This is a genomic window from Psychrobacter sp. AOP7-B1-25 (assembly GCF_052376195.1).
In the GTDB taxonomy this organism is placed as follows: domain Bacteria; phylum Pseudomonadota; class Gammaproteobacteria; order Pseudomonadales; family Moraxellaceae; genus Psychrobacter.
Genome location: NZ_JBQSVK010000006.1, coordinates 122,136 through 146,005 on the forward strand (window position 1 = coordinate 122,136; position 23,870 = coordinate 146,005).

Sequence of the window (23,870 nt, forward strand, 5' to 3'; positions counted from 1 at the left end):
AAGGGTGCTGCTATTTAGTAATAACAGCACCTCATAGCACTAGCCAGCTATCAAAAAAATTGGCTACTTTTTGAATTTTCGCCGTATTTCTATACCTTTTAAGATGTTGAATCAGTAAAGCTAAAAAGCTACTTTGCCAATTCATATTTTGACTGGGTATCATCTCAAAAATTTAGGTACAGACCCCCTATGACTGACCAACACAAGCGCGCTATCAGCGATGCGAAAACCGCACAAGCCAACGAAGCTGAAGCTACCCGTATAGCGAGCAGTAGTGCAGGTGATCAAACCTTCGATATGAGTGAGTCTTCTTATAAGACCAGTCACACTGCTATCCGTAAGGCGCGTCGCTTTGCGATGCAAGGCCTATACGAATGGCTCGTCACTGATCGCCGCTTTGATGTAGATGGCAAGCTTGGCTGGAAAGCCAACGCTCCGCATGATATTGCTGCTCGCACGCGTGCTACCAACGCCATGCATACCGTCCATATCGGTTATTATCATGAAATGATGCGCGATATCCCAGAGCAGATTGAAGCGCTTGATGCCCTGATCAGTCAGCATCTCGATCGTGAGGTTGATAAGTTAGATACTGTTGAACATGCTATCTTGCTGATTGGCGCGTATGAGCTACAAAACCGTGTAGAGATTCCTTACAAGGTCGTGCTTGATGAAGCAATGAAGCTAAATAATCACTTTGGGGCGACTGATGCTCATAAATTGATCAACGCGGTACTGGACAAAATGGCTGTTGAAGTGCGCGCCATCGAAGTGCAAGCAGATACCAACGCCAATCTACGTACCTCACAAAAAACGGCATCTAAGCAGGTTGAAGCAAACTCAGTGGACAGCGTTGAAACTACTGCTGAAACGGAAAGCGCTATCGTCAATGAGCCTACTGCATCGAACAAGCCGCGTATCAGTGCTAACAAAGCTAATGTCAAACGTAGCAGCGCCAGTAAAGCCAGTGCAAATATCAGTGACTTTAGGGCGAGCAAGAAAAACGCTAACGATACCAAAGACTAAGATAAATCATGAACGAGTTTGAGCTGATTGAGCATATATTCTCACAGATGCAGGCCACGCATGCGCCATTACCTGGTATCGAAAAAGGTATCGGTGACGATGCAGCTGTAATGGCGCTGCCAGCAGGATCACGCTTGGTTAGCTGTATTGATACACTGGTTCAAGGTCGTCATTTTCATGCTGATTGGCAAAAGGTTGACGAGTTAGCGTTTGCGATTGGCTACAAAGCTGTCGCTGTCAATGTCTCAGACATCGCTGCTATGGGTGCGACGCCGCATAGTATTATGCTAGCGCTTGCATTACCTGAACGTCTAGCAAATCATGAATGGCTTACTGAGTTTGCTAAAGGCTTATTCCATGCATGCCAGTTGTTTGGCGTGGCGCTTATAGGTGGCGATACGACGCGCAGTGAGCGCTTAGTACTTAGTATCAGCGCACAGGGGTTACTTGCCGCAGATACACCTGCCGTTTACCGCTCAGGTGCGCAAGCTGGTGACAAGGTTTATGTTTCAGGCACACTTGGTGATGCCGCTTTCGCCTTACAGTATCCTGACAGCGCACAAGGTATCGAGTTGGCGCATCGTCTACATATGCCAACGCCACGTATTGCGCTAGGTGCAGCATTGGCAAAAATGGGGGCAACATCGATGATAGATATCTCCGACGGTCTTTACCAAGATATTGGTCATATCTGTCAGCAGAGCTCTGTAGGTATGCGCATCTATTTAGATAAGCTACCGAGTAGTGAGACATTATCCACTGCCGATTTGTCTGATCGTTTATTAGGTCAGCTAGCGGGCGGCGATGATTATGAATTGGCATTTACTTTGCCCGCGCATATCAAACCGCCTACAGGCAAAACGTCTGTTACCTGTATTGGTGAAGTAACTGCACTAGCAGATCCTACAGTGACAGATACCAAGTCACCTGATAGTTCACCTCTTGAACTGTTTTATCAAAATCAGCCAGTGACGCCAACTCAACCCGCACCGTTTTTAACATGGCCCAATCTTACTGGTTACCAACACTTTACAGGCTAATCCATGACTGATCACGACTTATCTAAGCCTGATATTCGTAAAGCAAATGACTGCCCACCTCTACCAGTTGGTGCTAGTGTGCTTGACCGTATGATTTACTGGCTTGGACTAGGTTTAGGTAGTGGTTTACCACGCCGTGCACCTGGTACTTGGGGTACCGTTGGTGGCCTGATTGTAGGCGTACCTCTCATGAGTCTGGGATTTATTCCTTTTTTAGTACTGACTATACTATCTTGTTTGGTTGGTGTTTGGATCTGTGGGCGTACTTCTGAGTTGATGCAGGTACACGATGATCCACATATTGTATGGGATGAATGGGCAGGCATGTGGATTACCTTATTGCCGTTATCTTACATTTTGTCCTACTTATTTCCTAAAACTGAAAACACATTGTCGCTAATGATGATGCCGATGTTTTGGGGCTGGCTACCGACCGCCTTTATCCTATTTCGCGTATTCGATATCTTGAAACCGCCACCGATTGGCTGGGCAGACCAGAAAGTTGCTGGCGGTCTTGGGGTAATGTTAGATGATATTATTGCAGGCATCATGGCAGCGGTCATTTGGCTGATTATTTATATTATTGTGATGATGTTTATGTCTTTTTGAAATTAGCGCATAGAGTATTTACTACAGTTTTAACTGTCTTATATATTGTTTTATTTACTTAAATTATCAGTGTTCGAGTTACAAGGCCTGCACATCACAACATTTTTCTGAATGAACCTTTGCGCTATAATCCAATATTATATTTTGTTACATTTGTGAGCCTATTATGACATCTCCTCTTTCTGTAATTATCCTAGCTGCCGGTAAAGGCACACGTATGCAGTCGGCAAAGCCAAAGGTATTGCAGACATTGGCTGGGAAATCTTTATTAGGTCATGTACTAGACACTTGTCATCAGCTAACTGTTGATGAAACCATCGTTGTCCATGGTTTTGGTGGTGATCAAGTAAAATCAGAAATTACCAATCAATATACACATGCATCGATTACTTGGGTTGCTCAAACTGAGCAGTTAGGGACCGGCCATGCGGTTAAAGTAACTCTTTCTGATTTACCTAAGTCAGGGCAAAGCCTTATTCTTTATGGTGATGTACCATTGGTAAGCTGCCAGACGCTAACGGCATTAAAAACTGCCAATACTGATGGTATGTCGATGCTGACGTTGACGATCGATAATCCATTTGGCTTGGGTCGTATTAAACGTGACCAATCAGGTAATATTGAAGCCATCGTTGAACAAAAAGATGCTAATGCTGAAGAGCAAAGTATTAAAGAAATTAACAGCGGTATTTACTGCGTTGATAATGCGCTACTGCACAAATATTTGCCTGAACTGTCTAACGATAATGCACAGCAAGAATATTATCTGACGGATATTGTCAAAATGGCAGTTGCCGATGGTATTACTATCGCGGCGATTGAGCCTGAGCATACATTTGAGATTGAAGGGGTAAATAACCGTCAACAGCTTGCTAGCCTAGAGCGTACTTGGCAACGCAAGCTAGTTGCTGATTTGCAAGAAACTGGCGTACAGTTCGCTGATCCTACCCGTGTCGATATTCGTGGTACGTTAACCGCTGGTCAAGATGTGTTTATTGACGTTAATGTGGTGTTTGAAGGTGACTGCACCTTGGGTGATAACGTCTATATCGAAGCGGGCTCTGTCATCAAAAATGCCAAGATTGGTAATGCCTGCTACATCAAACCGTATTGTGTGATCGATCGCGCTGATATTGGTGCTGGTGTTGATATCGGGCCTTTTGCGAATTTGCGTCCTGATACCGTACTATCTGATAATAGTAAGGTTGGTAATTTTGTCGAAGTTAAAAAATCGACTATTGGTCAAGGCAGTAAAGTAAATCACTTAAGCTACGTTGGCGATGCAACCGTCGGTACAGGCGTTAATATCGGTGCTGGTGTCATTACCTGTAATTATGATGGGGCTAATAAATCGCAAACCATCATTGGAGACAATGCGTTTATCGGCTCTAATGCTAGCTTAGTCGCGCCTGTGACTATTGGTGATACAGCAACTGTCGCTGCAGGTTCTGTCATTACTAAAAACGTTGACGGTAGTGCGTTGGCATTTGGGCGTGCGCACCAAGTACAAAAAAATGACTTTCAACGACCAACTAAAAAATAACTGCTCATTGGTAGTTTAGTCGATCCCAGTCATTCTTGAACCAATTTAAGCAGTACGGCAATCTTTGTGGTACTGCTTCATCGTATTTATAAGCTAATGACTTATTATTAACGACAAACCAAGTTTTTTGCTCGTACACCATTATATATTGAACTACTAAAAATTAAATTTAAGGAAGAGCCATGTGTGGAATTGTAGGCGCCGTTGCTGAGCGAAATATCGCTAATATCTTACTTGAAGGCTTAAAGCGTTTAGAATATCGCGGCTATGATTCAGCTGGCTTGACCGTTATCCGTGATGGTGAGCTACACCGTGAGCGCCAAGTGGGTAAAGTACAGGCGCTGGTTAATGCCGTTGCTACCAACCCAGATTTTTTTGATGGTCATACTGGTATCGCTCATACGCGCTGGGCAACCCATGGCGAGCCAGCGCAACGTAATGCGCATCCACATGTGTCAGGCAAAATTGCGGTCGTTCATAATGGTATCGTCGAAAACTACGCTGAACTAAAAGAAGAGTTAATAGCCAAAGGCTACGTATTTACTTCACAGACAGATACTGAAGTTGTAGCGCATCTGATCCATGATATCTATAAAAAAACGCCTGACTTGTTGGAAGCGGTCCGCACCATCATGCCGTTATTGCACGGTGCTTTTGCATTGGGTATCGTACACGTAGATCGCCCTGATGAGCTCATTACTGTACGTCTAGGCTCACCTTTAGTGATTGGTGTCGGTATCGGTGAGAACTTTATCGCATCAGATCAGTTAGCATTGCTGCCGGTAACTAACCGCTTTATGTATCTAGAAGAAGGTGATATCGCCAAATTAACTCGCAATAGTATTCAGGTTTATGCAGATGGTGTCGAAGTCCAACGTCAGATACATGAAATTGATGCAACCCAGCACAACGCCGACAAAGGCGAGTTTAAACATTATATGCTCAAAGAAATTTACGAGCAGCCAGATGCTGTCGCTCGTACGATAGAGATGGCTTTGGATAATGGTGAAACGACTAAACTACGCGACGATTTTTTACAGCGTCATGAGATACTGCTATCAGGTATTCGTCATGTACAAGTGATTGCTTGTGGTACCAGTTATCATGCTGGTATGGTCGCAAAATACTGGTTTGAGAGCCTTATTCGCATACCTTGTTCCGTTGAAGTTGCCAGCGAATTCCGCTATCGCAATCCTGTCGTCGTCGATAATACTTTGGTCATCTGTATTTCTCAATCTGGTGAAACGGCTGATACTTTATCAGCGTTACGTGATATCCAGAAGCAAACACCAGCAGGCTTAGTCAGCTTGGCACTATGTAATGTACCGACGTCATCGCTGGTACGCGAAACAGATATTTTCTTGCCAACGTTAGCAGGACCTGAGATTGGCGTCGCCTCTACCAAAGCATTTACCACTCAGCTTGTGGCATTGATATTGTTGATATTAAAAGTTGGTGTCACGCAGAAGCGCATGACTGACGAACACTTAAATACGTTATTAAGTGAGTTACATCAATTACCAGGACAACTCTACGCCAGCTTAAACCTTGATGGTCCTATCAAGACCATGAGTGAAAGCTTTGAAGATAAGAAAAGCTGTCTATTTTTAGGTCGCGGGCTACAGTTCCCGATTGCTCTAGAAGGCGCACTAAAGCTAAAAGAAATATCTTATATTCATGCAGAAGGTTATGCGGCAGGTGAGCTGAAACACGGCCCATTAGCATTGGTCGACAAAGACATGCCCATCGTCGTACTAGCGCCCAAAGACAGTATGTTTGATAAATTGAAGGCCAACATGCAAGAAGTCCATGCGCGTCATGGCGAGTTATTTGTATTTGCTAGCGAAGCCAGTCAAATGGTTGCTGAAGATAGACTGCACTTAGTATATGTGCCCGATGTTTGCGAGACGCTTGCTCCTATCGTCTACAGCGTGCCTGTGCAGTTGTTGTCATACCATGTAGCAGTAATGCGTGGCACAGACGTCGATCAGCCCAGAAATCTGGCCAAGAGTGTCACGGTGGAATAAGAAAGCTACTCGCTGATAATTCCGTTGTGAGCGAGTAATAAAGTATAATACTAAGTAATAAAGTATCATACTGTTGACTCCGCTATTACCCCCTGCTAAAGTTTATATAACTTTGGCAGGGGGTTTTTATGCTCTCTAAAAACCATCAGAAGTGGATTGAAGAAGAACGAGGTCAAGGAGAATTAACTGACTATAAACCTTGTATGGCTTGACCGTTGATACTTCCTTTCTCCAACAATATCGTATCATCGAATAAGCCAACATCTTCAGATTCAGACGATGTTGTTTCCGTTATTTCTTTTATTTTTATGCCATTATCTACGCCAGTATAACGAGTGTATAACGTATTAGTGCTTATCCCGTCGTCTTGAACAACGTAAAACTTGTGTTCAAATACGCAAGTCTCAAACGTGCCTGCTGGAACCATAATGGTTTCTCTACCAACATATTTTAATGAAGTATCCATTGTATAAGACTTCATTTCGCCAGCTGTTGTTTCAATCATGGTGACTGTTGCATAATGCTTCGTCTCACCTTGTTCTAAGTTATAATTTAGTTTTAATCCGCTCGGTTGGTAATCAACTTCCATCCCAGCCTCACTGTCAGTTTGCCCTAGAGTGATTACTGATTGATCAGCTTTATCGTGCTTTATATACACAATAGATTGACCTTCTTTTCTAGCCAATACATCACTAAAGCCTTTATATTGCGGAACTGCTTCTACAAATTCATGAACATCGTTCAGTCCAAAATCTATAGCACCATTTGAAGCATATTCTAGATCAATCGTCGTGCCTGGGGTTAGCAACGTTGAGTTAATGCAAGCTAAAGAGGTCGTATTAGATGGTTCAGTTGGTGATACTTCACCATCAGTTGATGGTTCTGAATACGATGTACTCTCCTCTCCACAACCAACCAATACAAAAGTTATCGCTAATCCGATGAAAGATAATTTCAAAGTAAGTTCCTTCTTATTTAATTCATTAATATGCAAGTTCTCATTAGATTTAATTTAATCTATATATTGTTATGCCAGAGTTAAAATATTGTTTTTTGCAAATGACATCGTGTCATTTATCTCGCTAAATGATGTGTTGAGTACATTAATACTTTCGGATGACTAAATATCAAGAGGAAAAACCTATTAACATAACGCAGGCTTGCAACAAACGGTATTTTACGTTCCATATACTATTTTAAAGTACCCCTAGTTTCAAATAATAACTAAGATATTCACAGAGTGTTGTAAAAGATAAAGCCAATTGCTGAAAATGGAGCGCTCTTGCCGCCACAGTAAAAAGCAGGCTACAACCCATATCTCGTTACCTCATTATGAAATCTTATTTTTTTTGGGTGATGCTCTAAGATACGTTCTGATAAACATAAACACTTAAAATAGTCTGCTATAAGTGGTTCCCTTGAGGCATACCTAAAAGATTTCCGCGAGCCGATCGACTAAAACATCCTAAGTTTGAATGTACTACATTGACGGCAGGGTCAATTACACAGAGTTTAGGATGGTCTTTCATGCTAAGAGGGTTGAGAGTTACAAGGAGTTTTCTGCGCTAATCGAAACAAAGCTATTAAATAAAAGTAAGCACATTTTCTATATTTTTATCTAAACAAGATAGGTTCTAAGTTTTACAAAGACGTAATTTAAGAATACTACCTCGTTTCTTCTTATGAGTAGCAGATGCGATTGTGTTGTTTTTTACTAGTCAAAAAAAACGCTCACATTTTATGAGCGTTTATAGTGAGCATTAAGGTTTTGGGTAAAGCTAGTTAACTGTTATTTAGCTGCTAAGAAATCCTTCACCTCTAGCAACGCCAGCTCATTATCATCTGCTTGGTTAGGGAGTCTACTAGATGAAAATGGTAGATTGTTGTCATTACCGACCACAATGTGGCTCGAATCTACGATATCAACGTTTTCAATAGTGAAAAATGGAAACGTAAGCTTGCTATTAACCAGTGGCTTTTTAGACACATTTTTTGGATCTTCAATGCTCATCAGATCAATGTAAGCTACCTTACGTGCTATATCGCTATTTTGATCGAGTGCCACTTTGTAAACACGCTTATAGTCGGCAGGATTTTCAAAACACTTAGCGGTATCTTGAGCGTTATCAGAACAAGCTCGATCTGATGTGCCTTCTAGATTATCACGCTCGATAATCAGACCGTAAGTATCGTTAATCATATTAAAATCACCGATAGCATACTCATTACTGTCTAAGATATATTTCCAGCTTTTACCTGTATACTGCTTGAGTTTAGTATCAAATTCTAAGATTCGCAGATAGTTCTGCCCGCTTACCGATTCATACGCCTTAGTCTCATGGTCATATATAGCTCCTTCTAATAAAGGATATAAATAACGTCCATTAGATGAAGAAGCCATACCCTCAAATCCTTTTGAACGCTTGGTTTCATAATTTGGCGTGTCACCATCAGGCGCCCCTGCTAGTTTAAGCGCAGGATGTTCGGGAGAGCGTTTTATATCGCCATCGACCACTGTATCATAAACTGATTTTAACTTACCTGTACTATCAAATTGAAGCAGCCAAGGTCCAAATTCTTCACCTATCCAAATATCCCCATTGATAAATTGGAAGCTCTCTAAGTCAAAGTCAGCGCCAGTTAAATAGCGCTTGTCCGTCCCTTCATGGACAATACGGTGCGTCATTACATGATCAGCATCATTGAAGAATATGGTCTTAATTGGCTCAAACACCCCTGTATTCCAGTCAATATGGTATTGACGGATAAATAACATCGCATCAGGTGAGTTAGCCTTACTGCCATAGCCATTGTCAGTCAATATCCAGTACGTACCATCGTCCATATACTTAATGCCAGAGTTACCTTGTACAGGTTGTCCGTTAAATGGCAAGCTCACACCTGTCGGACGATTGTATGATTTCCCCTCAACACTCCCTACTTCACTGACATATTGACCCGTCGTATATTTACCACTGACTTTTAGATCCTCAGGGGCATCCAAAGGTGCATCAATAAAAGTTTCAGCAGGCAGTATGGCATGAGACTCAAGAGTAGCTGGATACTCTATCGCTGCTGTTGCGACATGACTTAAAATAGATAAGGAAGCTATTGCTAAGGTTAGCAAGGATTTGGAGGTCATCTTTATGGATTCCACTGATAGTCATTTAGGAATCCAGATTGTAGGATATTGAAATGTCAGTTTAATGACGCTCATTTGCTAAGATAGTTAAGGAGTCAAAACCCATATAAAACAATCCATGATATATGAATGCTAGCTATTGCCCCCTGCCGTTAAAACGATAAACCTTTCATTCTCTTCAGCAAGCACTAAAGTAGTGTTTTTCACTTGCTTTGACGACAATACATGCACTCAAGATAATTTTTTAGTATAGCTTCCAACTTTGTTATTGATTGCTCCTCGTAAAGGCAACACAATCTGATCAAAGTTATGAGAATACACTCTAGTTTAACCAGTATACGACCTAACTGAGAGTGTATTTATCATTCATCATTTCTTACGTTGCTACTATTGTGTCGTGTCTTAGCTAACTATTTGGTTAGCTATTTGGCTTTCTATGAGAAGTGACTATCAGAGGTCACTAGGTTTACCATGTGGCGCTAGCCATTTAGCAAACCATCCTGATAGATCATCCATCAAAGTATAGACGACAGGAATAACAACCAAGCTCAATAGCGTAGAGGTTACCAGACCACCCAGCACCGCTGCTGCCATCGGTCGTCTAAACGTAGGATCTGCATCGCCCCAACCAAATACCAATGGCAACATACCTGCACCCATCGCAATGGTCGTCATAATGATAGGCCGTGCACGCTTACGACATGCATCTACGATGGCTTCAAAACGTGCCAACCCTCGGCGCTGGGCAATTAACGCATAGTCAACTAATAGAATCGAGTTTTTGGTCGCAATACCCATAAGCATAATAAAACCAATCATCGAAGGCATCGATAAGCTGCTATTGGTAATAACCAAGCCGACAAACGCCCCACCGATTGATAGAGGTAGCGCCATCAGAATAGTAAAAGGCTGCAACAAACGACCAAACAGTAAGATAAGTACACCTAAAATACAGACCACACCGACAGACATCGCAATGATAAAGCCACTAAAGAGCTCTGCCATATTTTCAGCTTGGCCCTGATCGATGACAGTAATCGAAGGCGGCAGTTGCTGCATAGTCGGAACTGCTTTGACCGCTTGTACCAAATCGCCAAGCTCGCCACTCGCAGGTTGTACTGTGATGCTAATAGCACGCTCTCGATCTAGTCTGCTAATCTGTGCAGGCCCAGTACCAAAGTCTAGCGTAGCAACCTCACCGACACGTACACCTTGACCTGCAGGCATAGTACTCGGCACATACAAGCCTTCTAGCTGGCTAACATTTTGCTTAGCTACGTCAGGTAGACGTACCACAATCGGTATTTGGCGTGTATCAAGGTTGAGCTTAGACAGTCGCTGTTCGTAATCGCCCACAGTAGCGACACGTAAAGTCGTAGCAATATCTTGCGTGGTGACCCCTTTATCCGCCATTGCCAACCTATCTGGCGTTACCGTTAGCTCTTGACGTGGCAAACTGCGATCACTGGTTACCGCACCTGCACTTGGCAGACCTCGAATCTCAGACATGATTTTTTGTGCAGTCTGTTCGAGCAGTTGCGGATTGGTACTAGTCAATGAAAAATTATAGCCACTCTCACCGCCACTCGATAGACCGACCGTAAATCGTGCTCCTGGTACCTCGGTCATCAGCTTGCTAATTTTACGCTCTATCTCTTGCTTGGTGCCTCGTTCTGCACGCGGGGCAAGTACGATATCCAAGCCCGCGATGTTTTCAGCCTTACCGCCACCACCATCTGACGCACCCATCGATGCCTGCGCCTCTCCCACTGAGGTAAAGATATTGGTCACCTCAGGCATGGCCAAAATGCGAGCACTTGCTAGCGCCGCCACGCGCTCAGTATCTGTCAACGACACGTCAGGCGTCAGCTCAATAGCCACTCGAGTTTGATCGATATCGTTGTCAGGGATAAATGATGTCGGTAGCAGCTTAACTAGAGCTAATGATGCTACAAATAAAACAAGCGTTGCACCTATGGTTAGCCAGCGATGATGTAGGGTCCAAGATACAATCTTGAGATAGTACTTCATCATCGCACTTTGTTTTTCGACGTGCTTTTTCTCGGGTCGCAAGATATAAGCTGCCATCATAGGGGTAATCAGGCGCGCTACCATCAGCGAGGTAAAAATTGATAAGGCAGCCGTCCAACCGAACTGACGGAAAAACTGTCCAACGATACCGCCCATAAAGGCCGTTGGTAAAAACACCGCAATCAAAGTAAAAGTGGTGGCAACAACGGCGAGACCGATTTCATCAGCGGCTTCCATCGCCGCTTCATAAGGCGTCTTACCCATGCGTAGATGACGTATGATGTTTTCGACCTCAACAATCGCATCATCGACCAGCACTCCAATAACCAGTGATAATGCCAGTAGTGAGATGATGTTAAGACTAAAGCCAAACAGATACATACCTAAAAAGGTTGGAATGACTGATAGCGGTAAAGCGACCGCGGCAACAATAGTCGCTCGAATATTGCGCAAAAACAGGAAGACTACGACTACAGCTAGCAGACCACCCTCGATGAGCATTCTTAATGAGGCTTCATAATCCTCTGCAATAGGTGTGGCTCGGTCATAGACTTTTTCAATACTGATATTACCAACATCAGCAGTCAGTCTGGCAAGTTCTTTATCAACCAGATCCATCACGTCAACTTCACTGGCACCGCGCGATCGAGTGATGTTAAATGCCACCACTGTTTGACCGTCCAGCTTAGCAATCGAGCTTGGATCTGCTGCGCCATCAGTGATTTTTGCCATACGACCTAAAGCTTGTGTGCCCCCTGTAGGGACAGCCACTTGCAAATCGTTTAGCTCATTTGCTCGCTCAACAGCACCAAGAACACGGATGGTTTGAGTGGTATTGCCAACTTCTGCCTCCCCACCAGAGCTGTCTTGCTGAATACCAGCGATTTGCTGCGATAATTGCGAAATAGAAAACTTTAGACCACTTAATGCAATTGGGTCAGCAGCAACCGTAATCTCACGCTGTAGTCCGCCAACGCGGCTCACGGTACTTACGCCTGGTATGTCAGATAGCCGCTTAGTAACGGTATCATCGACAAACCACGATAGATCCTCGACGCTCATATTTTCAGCAGCGACAGAGTACGTAACCACTGGAAACCCAGCAGTAGATACTTTAGTAATAATAGGATCGTTGGCTGCAGCTGGTAGATCGCCACGTACTTCGCCAACTGCTGACCGCACATCGTCTACCGCTTCTTGAATGTCTTTTTCTAAGGTAAACTCAGTGGCAATGGTCGCCGCACCCGTCTGTAACGTGGTACGAATATGACTCACGCCTTCGATACTGGTCAGTTTGTTCTCAATTTTTTTGGCGATATCGTTTTCGAGCTGTGAAGGCGCAGCACCCGGTAGCGTGACCGTGACTACCACCGCTGGCAAGTCTATGTCCGGAAACTGCTGGACTTTCATTTTCATGAAACCGTAAATACCGCCCAACGTCAGCAGCACAAACAGTAAGATAGCAACGAGCGGATTTTTGATCGAATAAGCGGAGACGTTTAAGCTCATGGCTGTGCCTGCACTGGCTTACTGGTTTGAGACACACCATTAACAACACGCACTAGGTCACCATCATTTAAGAAGCTACCGCCCTGCTTTACGATACGACTGTCATCTGGTAAAGGCTCTAACACTGCTACGCTCTCGCCCAATCGCTCACCTAATGTCACTCGCTGCTGCTTGATACGTCCTATCGACCGATCATCTCGAGTAGTCGACTCGGTAACGAGCATCACATAATCATAACCATCATTGCTGACAACGGCGCTATTCGGAATCGTTTGTGTACTGGTACTTCCCAAGATGAACTCGCCTGTTTGATACATGCCTGCACGCATCTTTGAGTTGGTGGCTAGGCTGGCATAAATCGTAATTTGGCGGTTGTTATCTGCGGTTGGTGCGATACGGTTCACCTGCCCTATCACTTTATTACCCCCCGGTAAGCTGACTTGTACAGGCGTACCGATGTTTATATCACCAATAAGTTTAGGATCTATGTCTGCTCGCCACTCCAACACACCGCCTTTGATAATCGTAAATAGCGGTTCCCCGCCTGCCACCTGACCGACTTCTACCATTTTTTCACTAATAATACCGCTGACAGGAGCGACGACTTTTGCATTCTCTAATGTCAAACGCTGATTACTCAAACGGGCTCTTGATGCTTGCAAAGAAGCTCTGGCACGTACTTCAGAGGTACGATAACGATCGGCTTCTTGTTTACTGATGGCATCAATATCGATCAATGGCAGCACACGTGCAGCATCAGCGCTGGCATTGGCAAGGGTGGCTTCCGCTTCTGCAACGTCTGCTTGCGCCTGTAGCACTTGCTGTTCCATAGCATCGGTATCGAATACGGCTAAGACTTGACCCGCTCTGACGCGGTCGCCTTCTTCGACCAAAATACGCTCGATAGCTACACCATTGACTTTGGCACTGACGTTCGCAGTATCTCTAGCATTGATAGTTCCATCGGCACTGAGCGTGCTACCGATATCATCTTGGCTTGGACTGACTGTTTCTACTGAGAGTACTGACTGCTCAATATTGGCATCGCTACCAGTTGCCTGATCGTTTTTGATAGAATTAGAAGCTGACGACTCATCTACAGCGGTACTACCATCATTGCCCCAATACTTGCCAAGCAGCACACCAATTACTAGCACGGCTGCCAATACGGGCCACAACCATATTGGTGGTTTTGAAGATGGTCTTTGAGGTGAAGTGTCATTTTGACGATATGGCGGCAACTCAGATTCAGCTGACGGCTTAGAATGGATTTCTTCAAAATCGCTCATGGTAACTCTCTATAGGTACAGTCAATATTGAAATACTTGATATAGCATGACTAAAAATATCAATCAGTCACAGCAATAATAAAAAGTGGCACGCAATCGAAGCAATGTTTGGAGAGCCTGATGTATGTCTATGAACGTTACTTACAGAGAGTATTACAATGTTCTCTAAAGCACTGTTTATTATTATAATAGTTCATCAAATTATCGAGAATAGCATATATTTAGTCATCACCTTATTTTTATGTATAGTGTCTAGCGTTCATAAATTTAATTGAAACTTAAACAAAATATATGTGCAATGTTAAAGGCATATCGACCAATTTAAAGAAATAAGAGCGCGTGCAGCCAGCTGTTGAATATCTGATGTATACAACGGCTGACTATGGATGGAATATTATCTTATAAATAATTTTAACGTTGTATCCATACTATGTACTTATACCTAGAGCTAGATTCAATAACGTAATAAATCTATTTGCCAATACTAAACACTGGGTAATAGACACTGAATACTAGACACTAGGCATTGGTATAGCGACTCGCCTCAGGCATCCATCGATGAATCAATTGACTAACATCTGCTTTTCGCGCAGGGTCTGCTATCAAGTGCTTCGCTAACCGCTGAGCAATGGCAAATAATTGCTCATCACGGATCAGATCGGCTAGATAGTAACCAACGTTACCCGTTTGACGTTTACCTAACAGCTCTCCTGGCCCACGTAACTCTAAGTCTTTTTGAGCGATAACAAAGCCATCGGTACTATCACGTAGGACGTTTAGTCGCTCAGTACCTGTCTCCGATAACGGCTTTTGATATAACAGTACACAGAAGCTTTTAGTCGAGCCACGTCCGACTCGCCCGCGCAGCTGATGCAATTGTGATAGTCCTAAACGCTCTGCATTTTCGATAACCATCAATGACGCATTGGGCACATCGACGCCTACCTCGATGACAGTCGTCGCAATCAGCAAATCCAGATTACCTGCCTTGAACTCCTGCATGATGGCTTGCTTATCGGCAGGCTTCATCTTGCCATGTACCAGTCCAATACGAATATTTAGACGTTCATTTAAGTCCTCATACGTGGCTTCAGCTGCCTGCGCATCCAATACGCTAGACGCCTCTACCAGTGAGCATACCCAGTACGCTTGCCTGCCTGCTTCGCAATTAATCGCAATACGTTCTATTACCTCATCACGTCGATTGCGATCAATGGTCACCGTCTTGATTGGGGTACGCCCCGGTGGCAACTCATCGATTACTGAGGTATCCATATCACCATAGACACTCATCGCTAAGGTTCTTGGAATCGGTGTTGCGGTCATGATTAGCTGGTGCGGTGTACTATTAGCCACGCCTTTATTGGTCAATGCCATGCGTTGCTCGACACCGAATCGATGCTGCTCATCAATGATAACCAAACCTAACTTAGCGAACTGAACTTGCTCTTGAAACAACGCATGCGTGCCGACGACGATTTGTACGGTGTTCTCGCTCACCGCTTCCAATGCTTCTCGGCGCTGTTTGGCCGTTTGCTTACCTGCGAGCCAACCGACACCAATACCTAATGGCTCAAACCATTGTTTAAAGTTCAGTAGATGCTGCTCTGCTAAAATCTCAGTCGGTGCCATTACTGCGACCTGCCAACCACTATCGAGCGCATAACCTGCCGCTCCTGCTGCAACTAATGTCTTGCCAGCACCCACGTCACCCTGTACCAATCGTAACATCGGAATTGAGGTGGCCATGTCTGCAGTGATGTCTTTCATCACTCTTTTTTGCGCACCTGTTAAATCAAAAGGCAATGCAGAAAACAGCTTATCAGCAAGAGGACTGTTGGTAGTACATTTAGGCGCTTTATGCTGATGTAGCTGTTGGCGACGGTATAGCAGACTAAGCTGATGCGCTGTTAATTCTTCAATAATCAAGCGCTGGCAGGCAGCATGCGTACGAGCGCTAAGTTGCGTTAATAATTTGTATTGCTGAGATGCGCTGGTATAAGTAGGCGGCGTGTGCAGCAGTACCAATGCTTCAAATATCGTTAAATTATAGACATTGTGCTGAGCAATGCCTGCTGCGACGCTATATATGTCATTATCTGCCTGATAGGTAGAGGGACTGGGTTTGTATACGCTATTGCCAATCGCATTATCAGGTACGCTGCGTGCTAATGTCGAGAAAATATCTTCGGTATATTCGGCCTCTGACACCGCTGATTTAGATGGCTCAAAAGGCACTAATGGCAGATCTGATACAACTGCAAAATCCTCAGCCGTAAATAATGTCATAGGCAGACCTTGGCTGCAGACTGTTTGCAATGCAAGCTTAATCAAAGTGCGCAACTTATTTTGATGTAGACCTTTGACAGTAGGATAAATAGGCTGCAATCCCGTATCGGTCATGACTGTATTGTCAGTGATAATTTGATATTCAGGATGATGTATCTGTTTACCGTAACGGCTGACTTTAACTTCACCAAATAGCTGTAAGCGTGTCCCCAAATTCATGGTTTGTACCAGACCACGATAGACCTTAAAAAACCGCAAAGATATCGTACCCGTATCATCATCCACTGTCACAGTCATTCCACTGCGCTTGGTATCGACATGGACGATGTGACCAGTAATTAGCGCTGATTGTCCATGCTCTACATCGGCGATTGATACCAGCCGACTGCGATCCTCATAATCACGGGGCAAATGTAATAGCAAATCGAATATCCGCTTGATATTCAATTGCGCCAACTGTTCCGCTACTTTTACTCCCACACCTGCTAGCGCAGACACTGGCATATCTAGTGCTGATAGTGGTATATCAGATCTAAAATGATCTGACGAGTTGGCTGAGGTATGACTCTCCGATATAGGCATTAAAGATCCTAACAATATTATTTTTAATTTTTGTATGCTAAATCGAGCATTTTTAATATGCTGCACATGATGACCTGCACTAAAGAATAGCGATAACAATAGTACGTAAAAAGGTCGGTTCATCTCATTATAGCTGACAATACAATTGCTTATGCTAAGCTATTTAGTAAAATAGCACCTATATAGTCCCTCTACTATAGATAAACCGCTTCTTCTCGTCATACCAATAACTGATGTCTTATTTTTTGAATTATGGCAATTTCATAAGGTGTTTTTCTATGCTTATTTCTGTTTTGCCTCGTCAGTTTCGTCATAACCTGATTTGTCACAAACTAATTCGTCATAACCTAAAACTACTGAGGTTGAGCTTAATACCTATTCTCGGTGTGTATATTAGTGCGTGTAGCACCTTAACATCGACTACTCCCGCTACGCCAGAGCCTGTTATTAAAGCCCCTACTGTCGCACTGGTATTGGGTGGTGGCGGTGCAAAAGGGTTTGCTCATGTGGGCGTCATCAAGGCGCTAGAAGAAAATGGTATCAAACCAACATTGGTGGTCGGTACAAGTGTGGGTAGCTTGATTGGCAGCTTATACGCCAGTGGCTACACGCCTGCCCAGCTTGAGCAATTAGCACTGACCACTACTGATAGCCAGCTCACAGACTTTACCTTGTCCAATCAAGGCTTTATCGAAGGTATTAAGTTAAAAAACTTTATTAATGATAAGGTAAATGCAAAAGCCATAGAGGACTTCCCCATTGCCTTTGCAGCAATCGCAGCAGAAAAACACACTCTAAAGAAAACAGTCTTTACCACTGGGAATGCAGGTCTTGCAGTACAGGCTTCCTGCAGCATACCCAATATTTTTATTGCCCCGCGCATTCCTGAAAAGGTCGGTAAAAAATATATTGATGGCGGTGTGGTCAGTTTAGTACCAGTAGATAGCGCCTATGACTTGGGTGCTGACATTATCATTGCTGTTGATGTGACGGGATCTAAAGGCAGTAATAATACTAGCAATCAAATACCGACTATTAACTCGTTGAGTGATTTTTGGGGCTTTCTAGAAACCAATATTATCGCTACTAACCTGACTGCTAATCACTCCGCATCAACTCAGAGTGAGCGGGATCGAGCGGATATTATTATTACTCCCAATGTCGGTCGTAACAGCTCAATAGATACACGGCAGCGACGTAGTCTAATACAAGCAGGCACTCAAGCTACCACGTCACAAATCAGTGCCATTAAACAACTTATCCAAGAGAAATCTAGTAGCAAATATGCCACGCTGTAACTGATGATTAATCACTTATCAGTGAAATTACTAAATATCCTCTTACATCACGAAAAAGCACCACAGTTATAAACTGCGGTGCTTTTTTATTAATAGCTTTCAGTGCTAACTATATTGATGTTAATTTGAAGATTCAGAACTATTTAACACGGGCACGGTATTTTACGGCGACGGTATCATTTAAGCCTACGCCTTCTAAGTCCCAACGTACCGCTTTATAGTATTTAAGCGCGACGTCTTGTAGCTGATTATCAACTTTGGTACGTAGTGGCATACGAGAAAAGTTGTTGCCATCTACACTGCCATACGGGAATTCAGGAGCAACAGTTTCTAATAGCTCTACCTGCTCTGGGATGCTCATCGTAACAGTCATTTTGCGTACACGATCTGCATTGGTATTGGTAAAATATCCTTGATACTCCAATACATTGCCTGACTGCAAACGAGTGTTGGTATCTACAGGGACGAGTATCTCTTGACCGTTGGCGTCAACGCTGACCAATGATGCTGTAATTTTACTGTTAACAGCTTGAGCGCTTGAGTTGCTGCTCTTACTGGTATTTGCTTGAATAGCCATTGAGCTATCAACCGCTTGCTCTGGTGTTGGCAGCATCGCTGAGGCTTGTGTAACAACCATTGCACCGATGAGCGTACCGGCAACAACGTGAAATAAGCGGTGGCCGCTCCAAGCACTGAACGGGCTAGCAAACTGGTTACTTTTTTTCATGATTTTCATTATCCCTGGTTGATATATCGGTAAAACACAGATGGTGCAAGTTAAGTTATTTTTATAATTTGTTCAACAGTTAAAAAGCATTACGACGTATATAAGATATCGCTGTGGAATAGTTCATACAATCTATCAAACATATGAACTCACTTATCCATACCTGATTATCTTCGCTCAATATCTGTAAAGCAATAGCGCTTAGCATAACAAAAAGCGTTTGTGGGTACATTAACCCAGTGTTGAGGTTGTGTATATCAGCGATTGGCAATAAGAATGCTTGAATACAGCTGAAATAAAAGATAGCTCATAACCGCGTTTTTTGCTATGGTAAATCTTTAGCGTTAGGCATTTTTTTGCTGCGCTCTTTTTCTTATTCTAACGACTACTGCTCCCATTATGACTACTAGCTCTATGCCCCAGATCAACCCTGAATACGTTCATTGGTTCCGTAACTCTGCACCCTACATTAATACCCATCGCGGTAAAACTTTCGTGATCATGTTTGGTGGTGAAGCGGTCAATCATGCGAACTTCAGCACACTTATTCACGATTTTGCCTTGTTGCATAGTTTGGGTATCAAGCTGGTACTGGTACATGGGGCACGACCGCAAATCGAAAAGAACTTAAAAGACGCTAATATTGAATCTCCGCTACATCAAGACATCCGCATTACGCCGCGTGCAGCGATGCCATCTATCTTACAGGCCGTTGGTGCTATTCGTTTACAAATTGAAGCTCAGCTATCAATGGGACTGGCTAACTCTCCGATGTATGGCTCACGTATCGATGCGATATCAGGTAATTTTGTGACAGCTCGTCCTTATGGTATCCGTGAAGGTGTTGACTACCAAATGACGGGGGAAGTGCGTTCTATCGATGTTGACGCCATCAAAAACAACCTACTTCATGACCATATCGTTGTTTTAGGCTCTATGGGCTACTCTGCGACTGGCGAAGTGTTTAACCTATTAGCCGAAGATGTGGCGCTTAGCGCTGCTGTAGAGCTTGGTGCTGACAAGCTTATATTCTTGGGTGAAGAGGCGGGTATCAATGACGATGATCGTTTATTACGCGAAATGATTCCAAACGAAGTTGATCGCTTCTTACGTGATCGTGATCTAAATTGTGAAATCAATTATTTCTTAAACTGTGCAAGCTTGGCCTGTCGACAAGGGGTCCATCGCACGCATATCATCTCGTATGCCAAAAACGGCGCATTATTAGAAGAGCTATTCACACGTGATGGTTCTGGTACGCTAATTAGCCATGACCCTTATGAAGAAATTCGTCGTGCCAATATCGATGACGTAGTAGGCCTTATTGAGCTGCTATCGCCTTTAGAAGAGCAAGGCATTTTGGTCAGTCGTTCACGCGAGCGCTTGGAGCAAGAGATTGACAATTACAGTGTGATTGAGCGTGATGGTATGATTTTGGGCTGTGCAGCATTGCATACGCTAGATTCAGAATCAGCAGAAGTTGCCTGTGTTGCGGTACGTCCTGAGTACCGTAATGGCAGCCGCGGTGCTGACTTATTAGCATTTCTAGAACAGCAAGCACGCAGCCATGGTTTGTATAAGCTGTTTGTTTTGACTACTCGTACTGAACATTGGTTCGTCGAGCAAGGCTTTGCTGAAGTTGAAGCCAGCGCTTTACCTGAAGCACGTCTAGAGAAATACAACAATGGCCGTAACTCTAAAGTCTTTCAGAAAAATTTATAATTTATCGCCAAGTTGATATCGAAATCATCAGACAAAACTGATATCAATTTGTCATAAAGTACAGATCATAAAAAAGCCCTCATAAAATGATGAGGGCTTTTTTATGACTAAATATCTAGATAATTAACATCTGCTCTAGATACTTATTTTACTGCTAACAACTCAACAGTAAAGATAAGCGTACTGTTAGGCTCGATACCAGCATTACCCGCTTCGCCATAAGCGATGTCTGATGGGATATAGAACTCGTACTTTGCGCCTTCTTTCATCAGTTGTAGACCTTCAGTCCAGCCAGCGATTACTTGGTTTAGTGGGAACTCGATTGGCTCACCGCGCTCATAAGAGCTATCAAATACCGTGCCATCAATCAGTTTACCTTCGTAGTTTACTTCGACTACGTCAGTTGCTTCTGGAGATTGGCCAGTACCTGCTTCAATGACCTTATACTGTAAACCAGACTCTGTTTGCTTTACGCCTTCTTTTTTAGCGTTTTCTGCTAAAAATTCGGTACCAGCAGCTTTATTTTCTGTTGCCTTAGTTTCCATTTCTTCAACAAACTGCTCTTCTTGCTCTTTTTGATAGTCCATCAATACTTGTTGCATTTGCTCTTGGGTCAATGCTGATTCATTGCCTTCATAGCCATCACGGAAGCCTTTTTCAAAAGTATTTAGATCTAGATCTTTGACAGCGTCTTTATTGCCTTCTGCCATCATGAAACCTAGGCTATAACCTACTTTTTCACTAGCTGAGCTTTGTTCGGTAATGGAAACACTTTGAGCGGCTGTTTCTTGATTACCATTGTTGGTGCTACAGCCTGTTACTAACAACATAGCGCTAGCAAGTGCACTAACGCCTAAAGTAGTGATTTTTTTCATAAAGTACTCTCTAATTGTAAGAATAGTGGCGAGATGTCACATTCCTCTATGATAACAAATCTTAGTTTTGGGAACCACGCTTTGCATAAAATTCTCAGGTCAATGTATAGTCTATGTTAATATTTCTTATCATAATAACAAGTTATCACACAAATATAGTAACAGGTAAAGCTTTCTGTCTTTAAATCACTCAATACATCAGCTAAGCTGAATGAGTTAAGGAGATAAGTAATCGAGCATTAATTTTTATTAAAAATAAGCAGATGTCGAGAGTAGAGTCATCTTAATATAAGTAGTCACTGTAATATAAATAAAAGATACTGCTAATAAAAACTTATACTCAAAAGAGATAACATCTCTGTATAACTGATCCTAAAAATACTATTTATGACAACCATCTGTATGTCTTGCTCATTAACCGCTATATGAACATTGTTTTTGGCGAGTTATATAAGATGCTTCAAGGAGGATAAGATGAACCCAATGTATACATCTTTTAACGGCTATCTTGGTGGGCCTATCGGCTCCATCATTGGTGCTATTTTGATATTCGTTATTGGTTGGCTAGTAGCCCTTGGTATCGCAGCATTAGTACGCGGCGTACTTTCTAAAGTCAATCTCAATCAGCGTATGAACTCTTCAACTGGTAAGAACTACGATCTTGAAGGTATCATTTCCAAAATTGTTTTCTGGTTTATTTTTATCATTGCTATCTCAGGCGCACTTAGCCAATTAAACTTAAACTCTATCTCGGCACCGTTCGCAAATATGGTTAATCAAGTATTGGCATTTATCCCTAATCTTATTGGCGCTATCGCACTTGGTGTGATCGGTTGGGTCGTGGCGACTGTTGTACGTACAGCGATTAACGCTGCACTCGCGAAAACCTCTATGGATGAGCGCTTAAGTGCACAAGCTGGTGTAAAACCTATGAGCAGTACAATTGCTGATATGGTTTATTGGTTCATCTTACTAGTTGTATTGACCATGGTTCTTGGTCAACTAGAGCTTGATGGTCTATTCGCACCATTGACTAATATGGTCGATAAAATCTTTAGTTTCATCCCTAATATCTTGATTGCTGGTGTAGTCTTCGTCGTTGGTTATATCATTGCCAAAGTCGTACGCGGCATCGTCACCAATCTTGTTTCTACTTTCAATGTACAAGAATTGGCAACAAAAGCAGGTTTAAGTGAGCAAAATAGCTTACCTAATATTGCTGGTTCATTAGCATTTCTTGTGGTTATCATTCCAACCATCATTGCTGCTTTAAACGCACTGAAAATCGAAGTGATTGCTCGCCCTGCGACCAATATGCTTAACAAAATCATGGAAGCATTGCCAAACATCTTTATGGCAGTGGCTATCTTAGTAGTAACCTTTTACGTTGTGCGCATGGTTGCCAACATCATTAAAGGTCTGATTGAAAATACCCAAATCAATCAATTACCTGCGAAAGTAGGTTTACAAGAGGCTATGGGTGATAAGAAAGTCTCAGACCTAGTTGGTTATGCAATCATTTTCTTTGCTATGTTGTTTGCTGCTATTGCAGCTGCTGACTTATTAGGTTTCGAGCCTATCTCAGCTATTATCACGATGTTTATCGCATTCGGTGCGAATATCATCTTAGGCGCAATTATCCTATTTATCGGATTTTGGCTTGCTAATATTATTGCAGGTGTGGTTGAACGTTCTGAGCAAGGTTCACAATTCCTAGCAAACATCGTACGCGTATTGATCATGGGCCTAGTATTAGCCATGGGTCTAAAAGCAATGGGTATTGCAGACTCAATCGTTAACCTAGCATTTGGTCTAACATTAGGTGCAGTAGCCGTCGCTTTTGCCCTATCATTTGGTCTTGGTGGTCAAGAAGCTGCAGCTCGCTTCCTACGTAAAATGCAGGACAAGATGGATCATGAACGCACTGAAGCGAAAGCAAAATCTGCGCTACAGCCAAGTTCATCAACTGAAGAAAAGGTTGCTGATTCAGTTCGTGAAAATACACCATCTGCTGCTAGTACACCTAGTACCGACTTACGTACCGATATAGTTGAAACACCACGTGTTGATACTAATGACATCTACAATAGTGATGACGTACTTCCTGGTAGCGGTCTTGATGACGACCTCAATAAATAAGTATTTATGATATTTTAGTTTA

General features: G+C 43.0%; 14 protein-coding genes and 1 pseudogene. 8 read left to right on the plus strand and 7 right to left on the minus strand.

The genetic code is table 11. The annotated features are described in order from the left end of the window. Positions 1-189 precede the first annotated feature (189 nt). From nusB to glmS, 5 genes and pseudogenes are all read left to right on the plus strand, one after another. Positions 190-1,005, plus strand: a pseudogene (nusB, locus tag ACT3QR_RS07460) (transcription antitermination factor NusB); the annotation flags it as partial. A gap of 29 nt (positions 1,006-1,034) precedes the next feature. Further along, a complete protein-coding gene (thiL, locus tag ACT3QR_RS07465; RefSeq protein WP_444520717.1) occupies positions 1,035-2,066 on the plus strand; it encodes a thiamine-phosphate kinase in 1,032 nt (343 codons plus the stop codon). A 3-nt stretch (positions 2,067-2,069) separates the two neighbouring features. After that, the gene (locus ACT3QR_RS07470; RefSeq protein ID WP_444520718.1) at positions 2,070-2,675 is read left to right on the plus strand and encodes a phosphatidylglycerophosphatase A family protein; all 606 of its coding nucleotides are present in this window, start codon (positions 2,070-2,072) and stop codon (positions 2,673-2,675) included. A 166-nt stretch (positions 2,676-2,841) separates the two neighbouring features. Next, the gene (gene glmU / locus ACT3QR_RS07475; RefSeq protein ID WP_444520719.1) at positions 2,842-4,218 is read left to right on the plus strand and encodes a bifunctional UDP-N-acetylglucosamine diphosphorylase/glucosamine-1-phosphate N-acetyltransferase GlmU; all 1,377 of its coding nucleotides are present in this window, start codon (positions 2,842-2,844) and stop codon (positions 4,216-4,218) included. Between the two features lie 182 nt (positions 4,219-4,400). Next, positions 4,401-6,245: a glutamine--fructose-6-phosphate transaminase (isomerizing) gene (gene glmS, locus ACT3QR_RS07480; RefSeq protein ID WP_444520720.1), complete on the plus strand. Its 1,845-nt coding sequence runs from the start codon at positions 4,401-4,403 to the stop codon at positions 6,243-6,245. A gap of 190 nt (positions 6,246-6,435) precedes the next feature. Here glmS and ACT3QR_RS07485 read toward each other — a convergent pair whose 3' ends face one another. The 5 genes from ACT3QR_RS07485 to recG all read right to left on the minus strand — a co-directional run bounded on the left by ACT3QR_RS07485 (position 6,436) and on the right by recG (position 17,087). Then, positions 6,436-7,203, minus strand: coding sequence for a hypothetical protein (locus ACT3QR_RS07485; RefSeq protein ID WP_444520721.1), 768 nt, complete (start codon positions 7,201-7,203; stop codon positions 6,436-6,438). A gap of 831 nt (positions 7,204-8,034) precedes the next feature. Further along, the gene (locus ACT3QR_RS07490) at positions 8,035-9,387 is read right to left on the minus strand and encodes an esterase-like activity of phytase family protein (RefSeq protein WP_444520722.1); all 1,353 of its coding nucleotides are present in this window, start codon (positions 9,385-9,387) and stop codon (positions 8,035-8,037) included. A gap of 450 nt (positions 9,388-9,837) precedes the next feature. After that, the gene (locus tag ACT3QR_RS07495; protein ID WP_444520723.1) at positions 9,838-12,927 is read right to left on the minus strand and encodes an efflux RND transporter permease subunit; all 3,090 of its coding nucleotides are present in this window, start codon (positions 12,925-12,927) and stop codon (positions 9,838-9,840) included. Next, positions 12,924-14,216 (minus strand): efflux RND transporter periplasmic adaptor subunit, encoded by a 1,293-nt coding sequence (locus tag ACT3QR_RS07500; RefSeq protein ID WP_444520724.1) that lies wholly within the window; start codon positions 14,214-14,216, stop codon positions 12,924-12,926. The genes ACT3QR_RS07495 and ACT3QR_RS07500 overlap by 4 nt, the downstream gene beginning before the upstream one ends. A 519-nt stretch (positions 14,217-14,735) precedes the next feature. Next, positions 14,736-17,087, minus strand: a complete 2,352-nt coding sequence (recG, locus tag ACT3QR_RS07505; RefSeq protein WP_444520725.1) for an ATP-dependent DNA helicase RecG — start codon at positions 17,085-17,087, stop codon at positions 14,736-14,738. A 278-nt stretch (positions 17,088-17,365) separates the two neighbouring features. Here recG and ACT3QR_RS07510 point away from each other — a divergent pair, with 278 nt between their 5' ends. After that, a complete protein-coding gene (locus tag ACT3QR_RS07510) occupies positions 17,366-18,385 on the plus strand; it encodes a patatin-like phospholipase family protein (protein WP_444520726.1) in 1,020 nt (339 codons plus the stop codon). Positions 18,386-18,524: 139 nt separating this feature from the next. Here ACT3QR_RS07510 and ACT3QR_RS07515 read toward each other — a convergent pair whose 3' ends face one another. Next, positions 18,525-19,112 (minus strand): hypothetical protein, encoded by a 588-nt coding sequence (locus ACT3QR_RS07515; protein ID WP_444520727.1) that lies wholly within the window; start codon positions 19,110-19,112, stop codon positions 18,525-18,527. Positions 19,113-19,511: 399 nt separating this feature from the next. Here ACT3QR_RS07515 and argA point away from each other — a divergent pair, with 399 nt between their 5' ends. Continuing rightward, complete coding sequence (gene argA, locus ACT3QR_RS07520; protein WP_444520728.1) at positions 19,512-20,834, plus strand: amino-acid N-acetyltransferase; 1,323 nt, start codon at positions 19,512-19,514, stop codon at positions 20,832-20,834. 143 nt (positions 20,835-20,977) lie between these two features. On the opposite strand, the gene ACT3QR_RS07525 is transcribed toward argA, so the two are convergent. After that, the gene (locus ACT3QR_RS07525; protein ID WP_444520729.1) at positions 20,978-21,709 is read right to left on the minus strand and encodes an FKBP-type peptidyl-prolyl cis-trans isomerase; all 732 of its coding nucleotides are present in this window, start codon (positions 21,707-21,709) and stop codon (positions 20,978-20,980) included. 474 nt (positions 21,710-22,183) lie between these two features. Here ACT3QR_RS07525 and ACT3QR_RS07530 point away from each other — a divergent pair, with 474 nt between their 5' ends. Further along, entirely contained in the window at positions 22,184-23,848 is a 1,665-nt protein-coding gene (locus tag ACT3QR_RS07530) for a mechanosensitive ion channel (RefSeq protein WP_444520730.1), read from the plus strand. Positions 23,849-23,870: the final 22 nt, after the last annotated feature.

Excerpts from the sequence above, each read along its gene's own strand:
- ACT3QR_RS07510 (WP_444520726.1), top strand. The coding sequence starts at position 17,366 with ATGCTTATTTCTGTTTTGCCTCGTCAGTTTCGTCATAACCTGATTTGT.
- ACT3QR_RS07500 (WP_444520724.1), bottom strand. The coding sequence starts at position 14,216 with ATGAGCGATTTTGAAGAAATCCATTCTAAGCCGTCAGCTGAATCTGAG.
- ACT3QR_RS07525 (WP_444520729.1), bottom strand. The coding sequence starts at position 21,709 with ATGAAAAAAATCACTACTTTAGGCGTTAGTGCACTTGCTAGCGCTATG.
- ACT3QR_RS07495 (WP_444520723.1), bottom strand. The coding sequence starts at position 12,927 with ATGAGCTTAAACGTCTCCGCTTATTCGATCAAAAATCCGCTCGTTGCT.
- glmS (WP_444520720.1), top strand. The coding sequence starts at position 4,401 with ATGTGTGGAATTGTAGGCGCCGTTGCTGAGCGAAATATCGCTAATATC.
- ACT3QR_RS07490 (WP_444520722.1), bottom strand. The coding sequence starts at position 9,387 with ATGACCTCCAAATCCTTGCTAACCTTAGCAATAGCTTCCTTATCTATT.
- recG (WP_444520725.1), bottom strand. The coding sequence starts at position 17,087 with ATGCCTATATCGGAGAGTCATACCTCAGCCAACTCGTCAGATCATTTT.
- argA (WP_444520728.1), top strand. The coding sequence starts at position 19,512 with ATGACTACTAGCTCTATGCCCCAGATCAACCCTGAATACGTTCATTGG.
- glmU (WP_444520719.1), top strand. The coding sequence starts at position 2,842 with ATGACATCTCCTCTTTCTGTAATTATCCTAGCTGCCGGTAAAGGCACA.
- ACT3QR_RS07470 (WP_444520718.1), top strand. The coding sequence starts at position 2,070 with ATGACTGATCACGACTTATCTAAGCCTGATATTCGTAAAGCAAATGAC.
- thiL (WP_444520717.1), top strand. The coding sequence starts at position 1,035 with ATGAACGAGTTTGAGCTGATTGAGCATATATTCTCACAGATGCAGGCC.
- ACT3QR_RS07515 (WP_444520727.1), bottom strand. The coding sequence starts at position 19,112 with ATGAAAAAAAGTAACCAGTTTGCTAGCCCGTTCAGTGCTTGGAGCGGC.
- ACT3QR_RS07530 (WP_444520730.1), top strand. The coding sequence starts at position 22,184 with ATGAACCCAATGTATACATCTTTTAACGGCTATCTTGGTGGGCCTATC.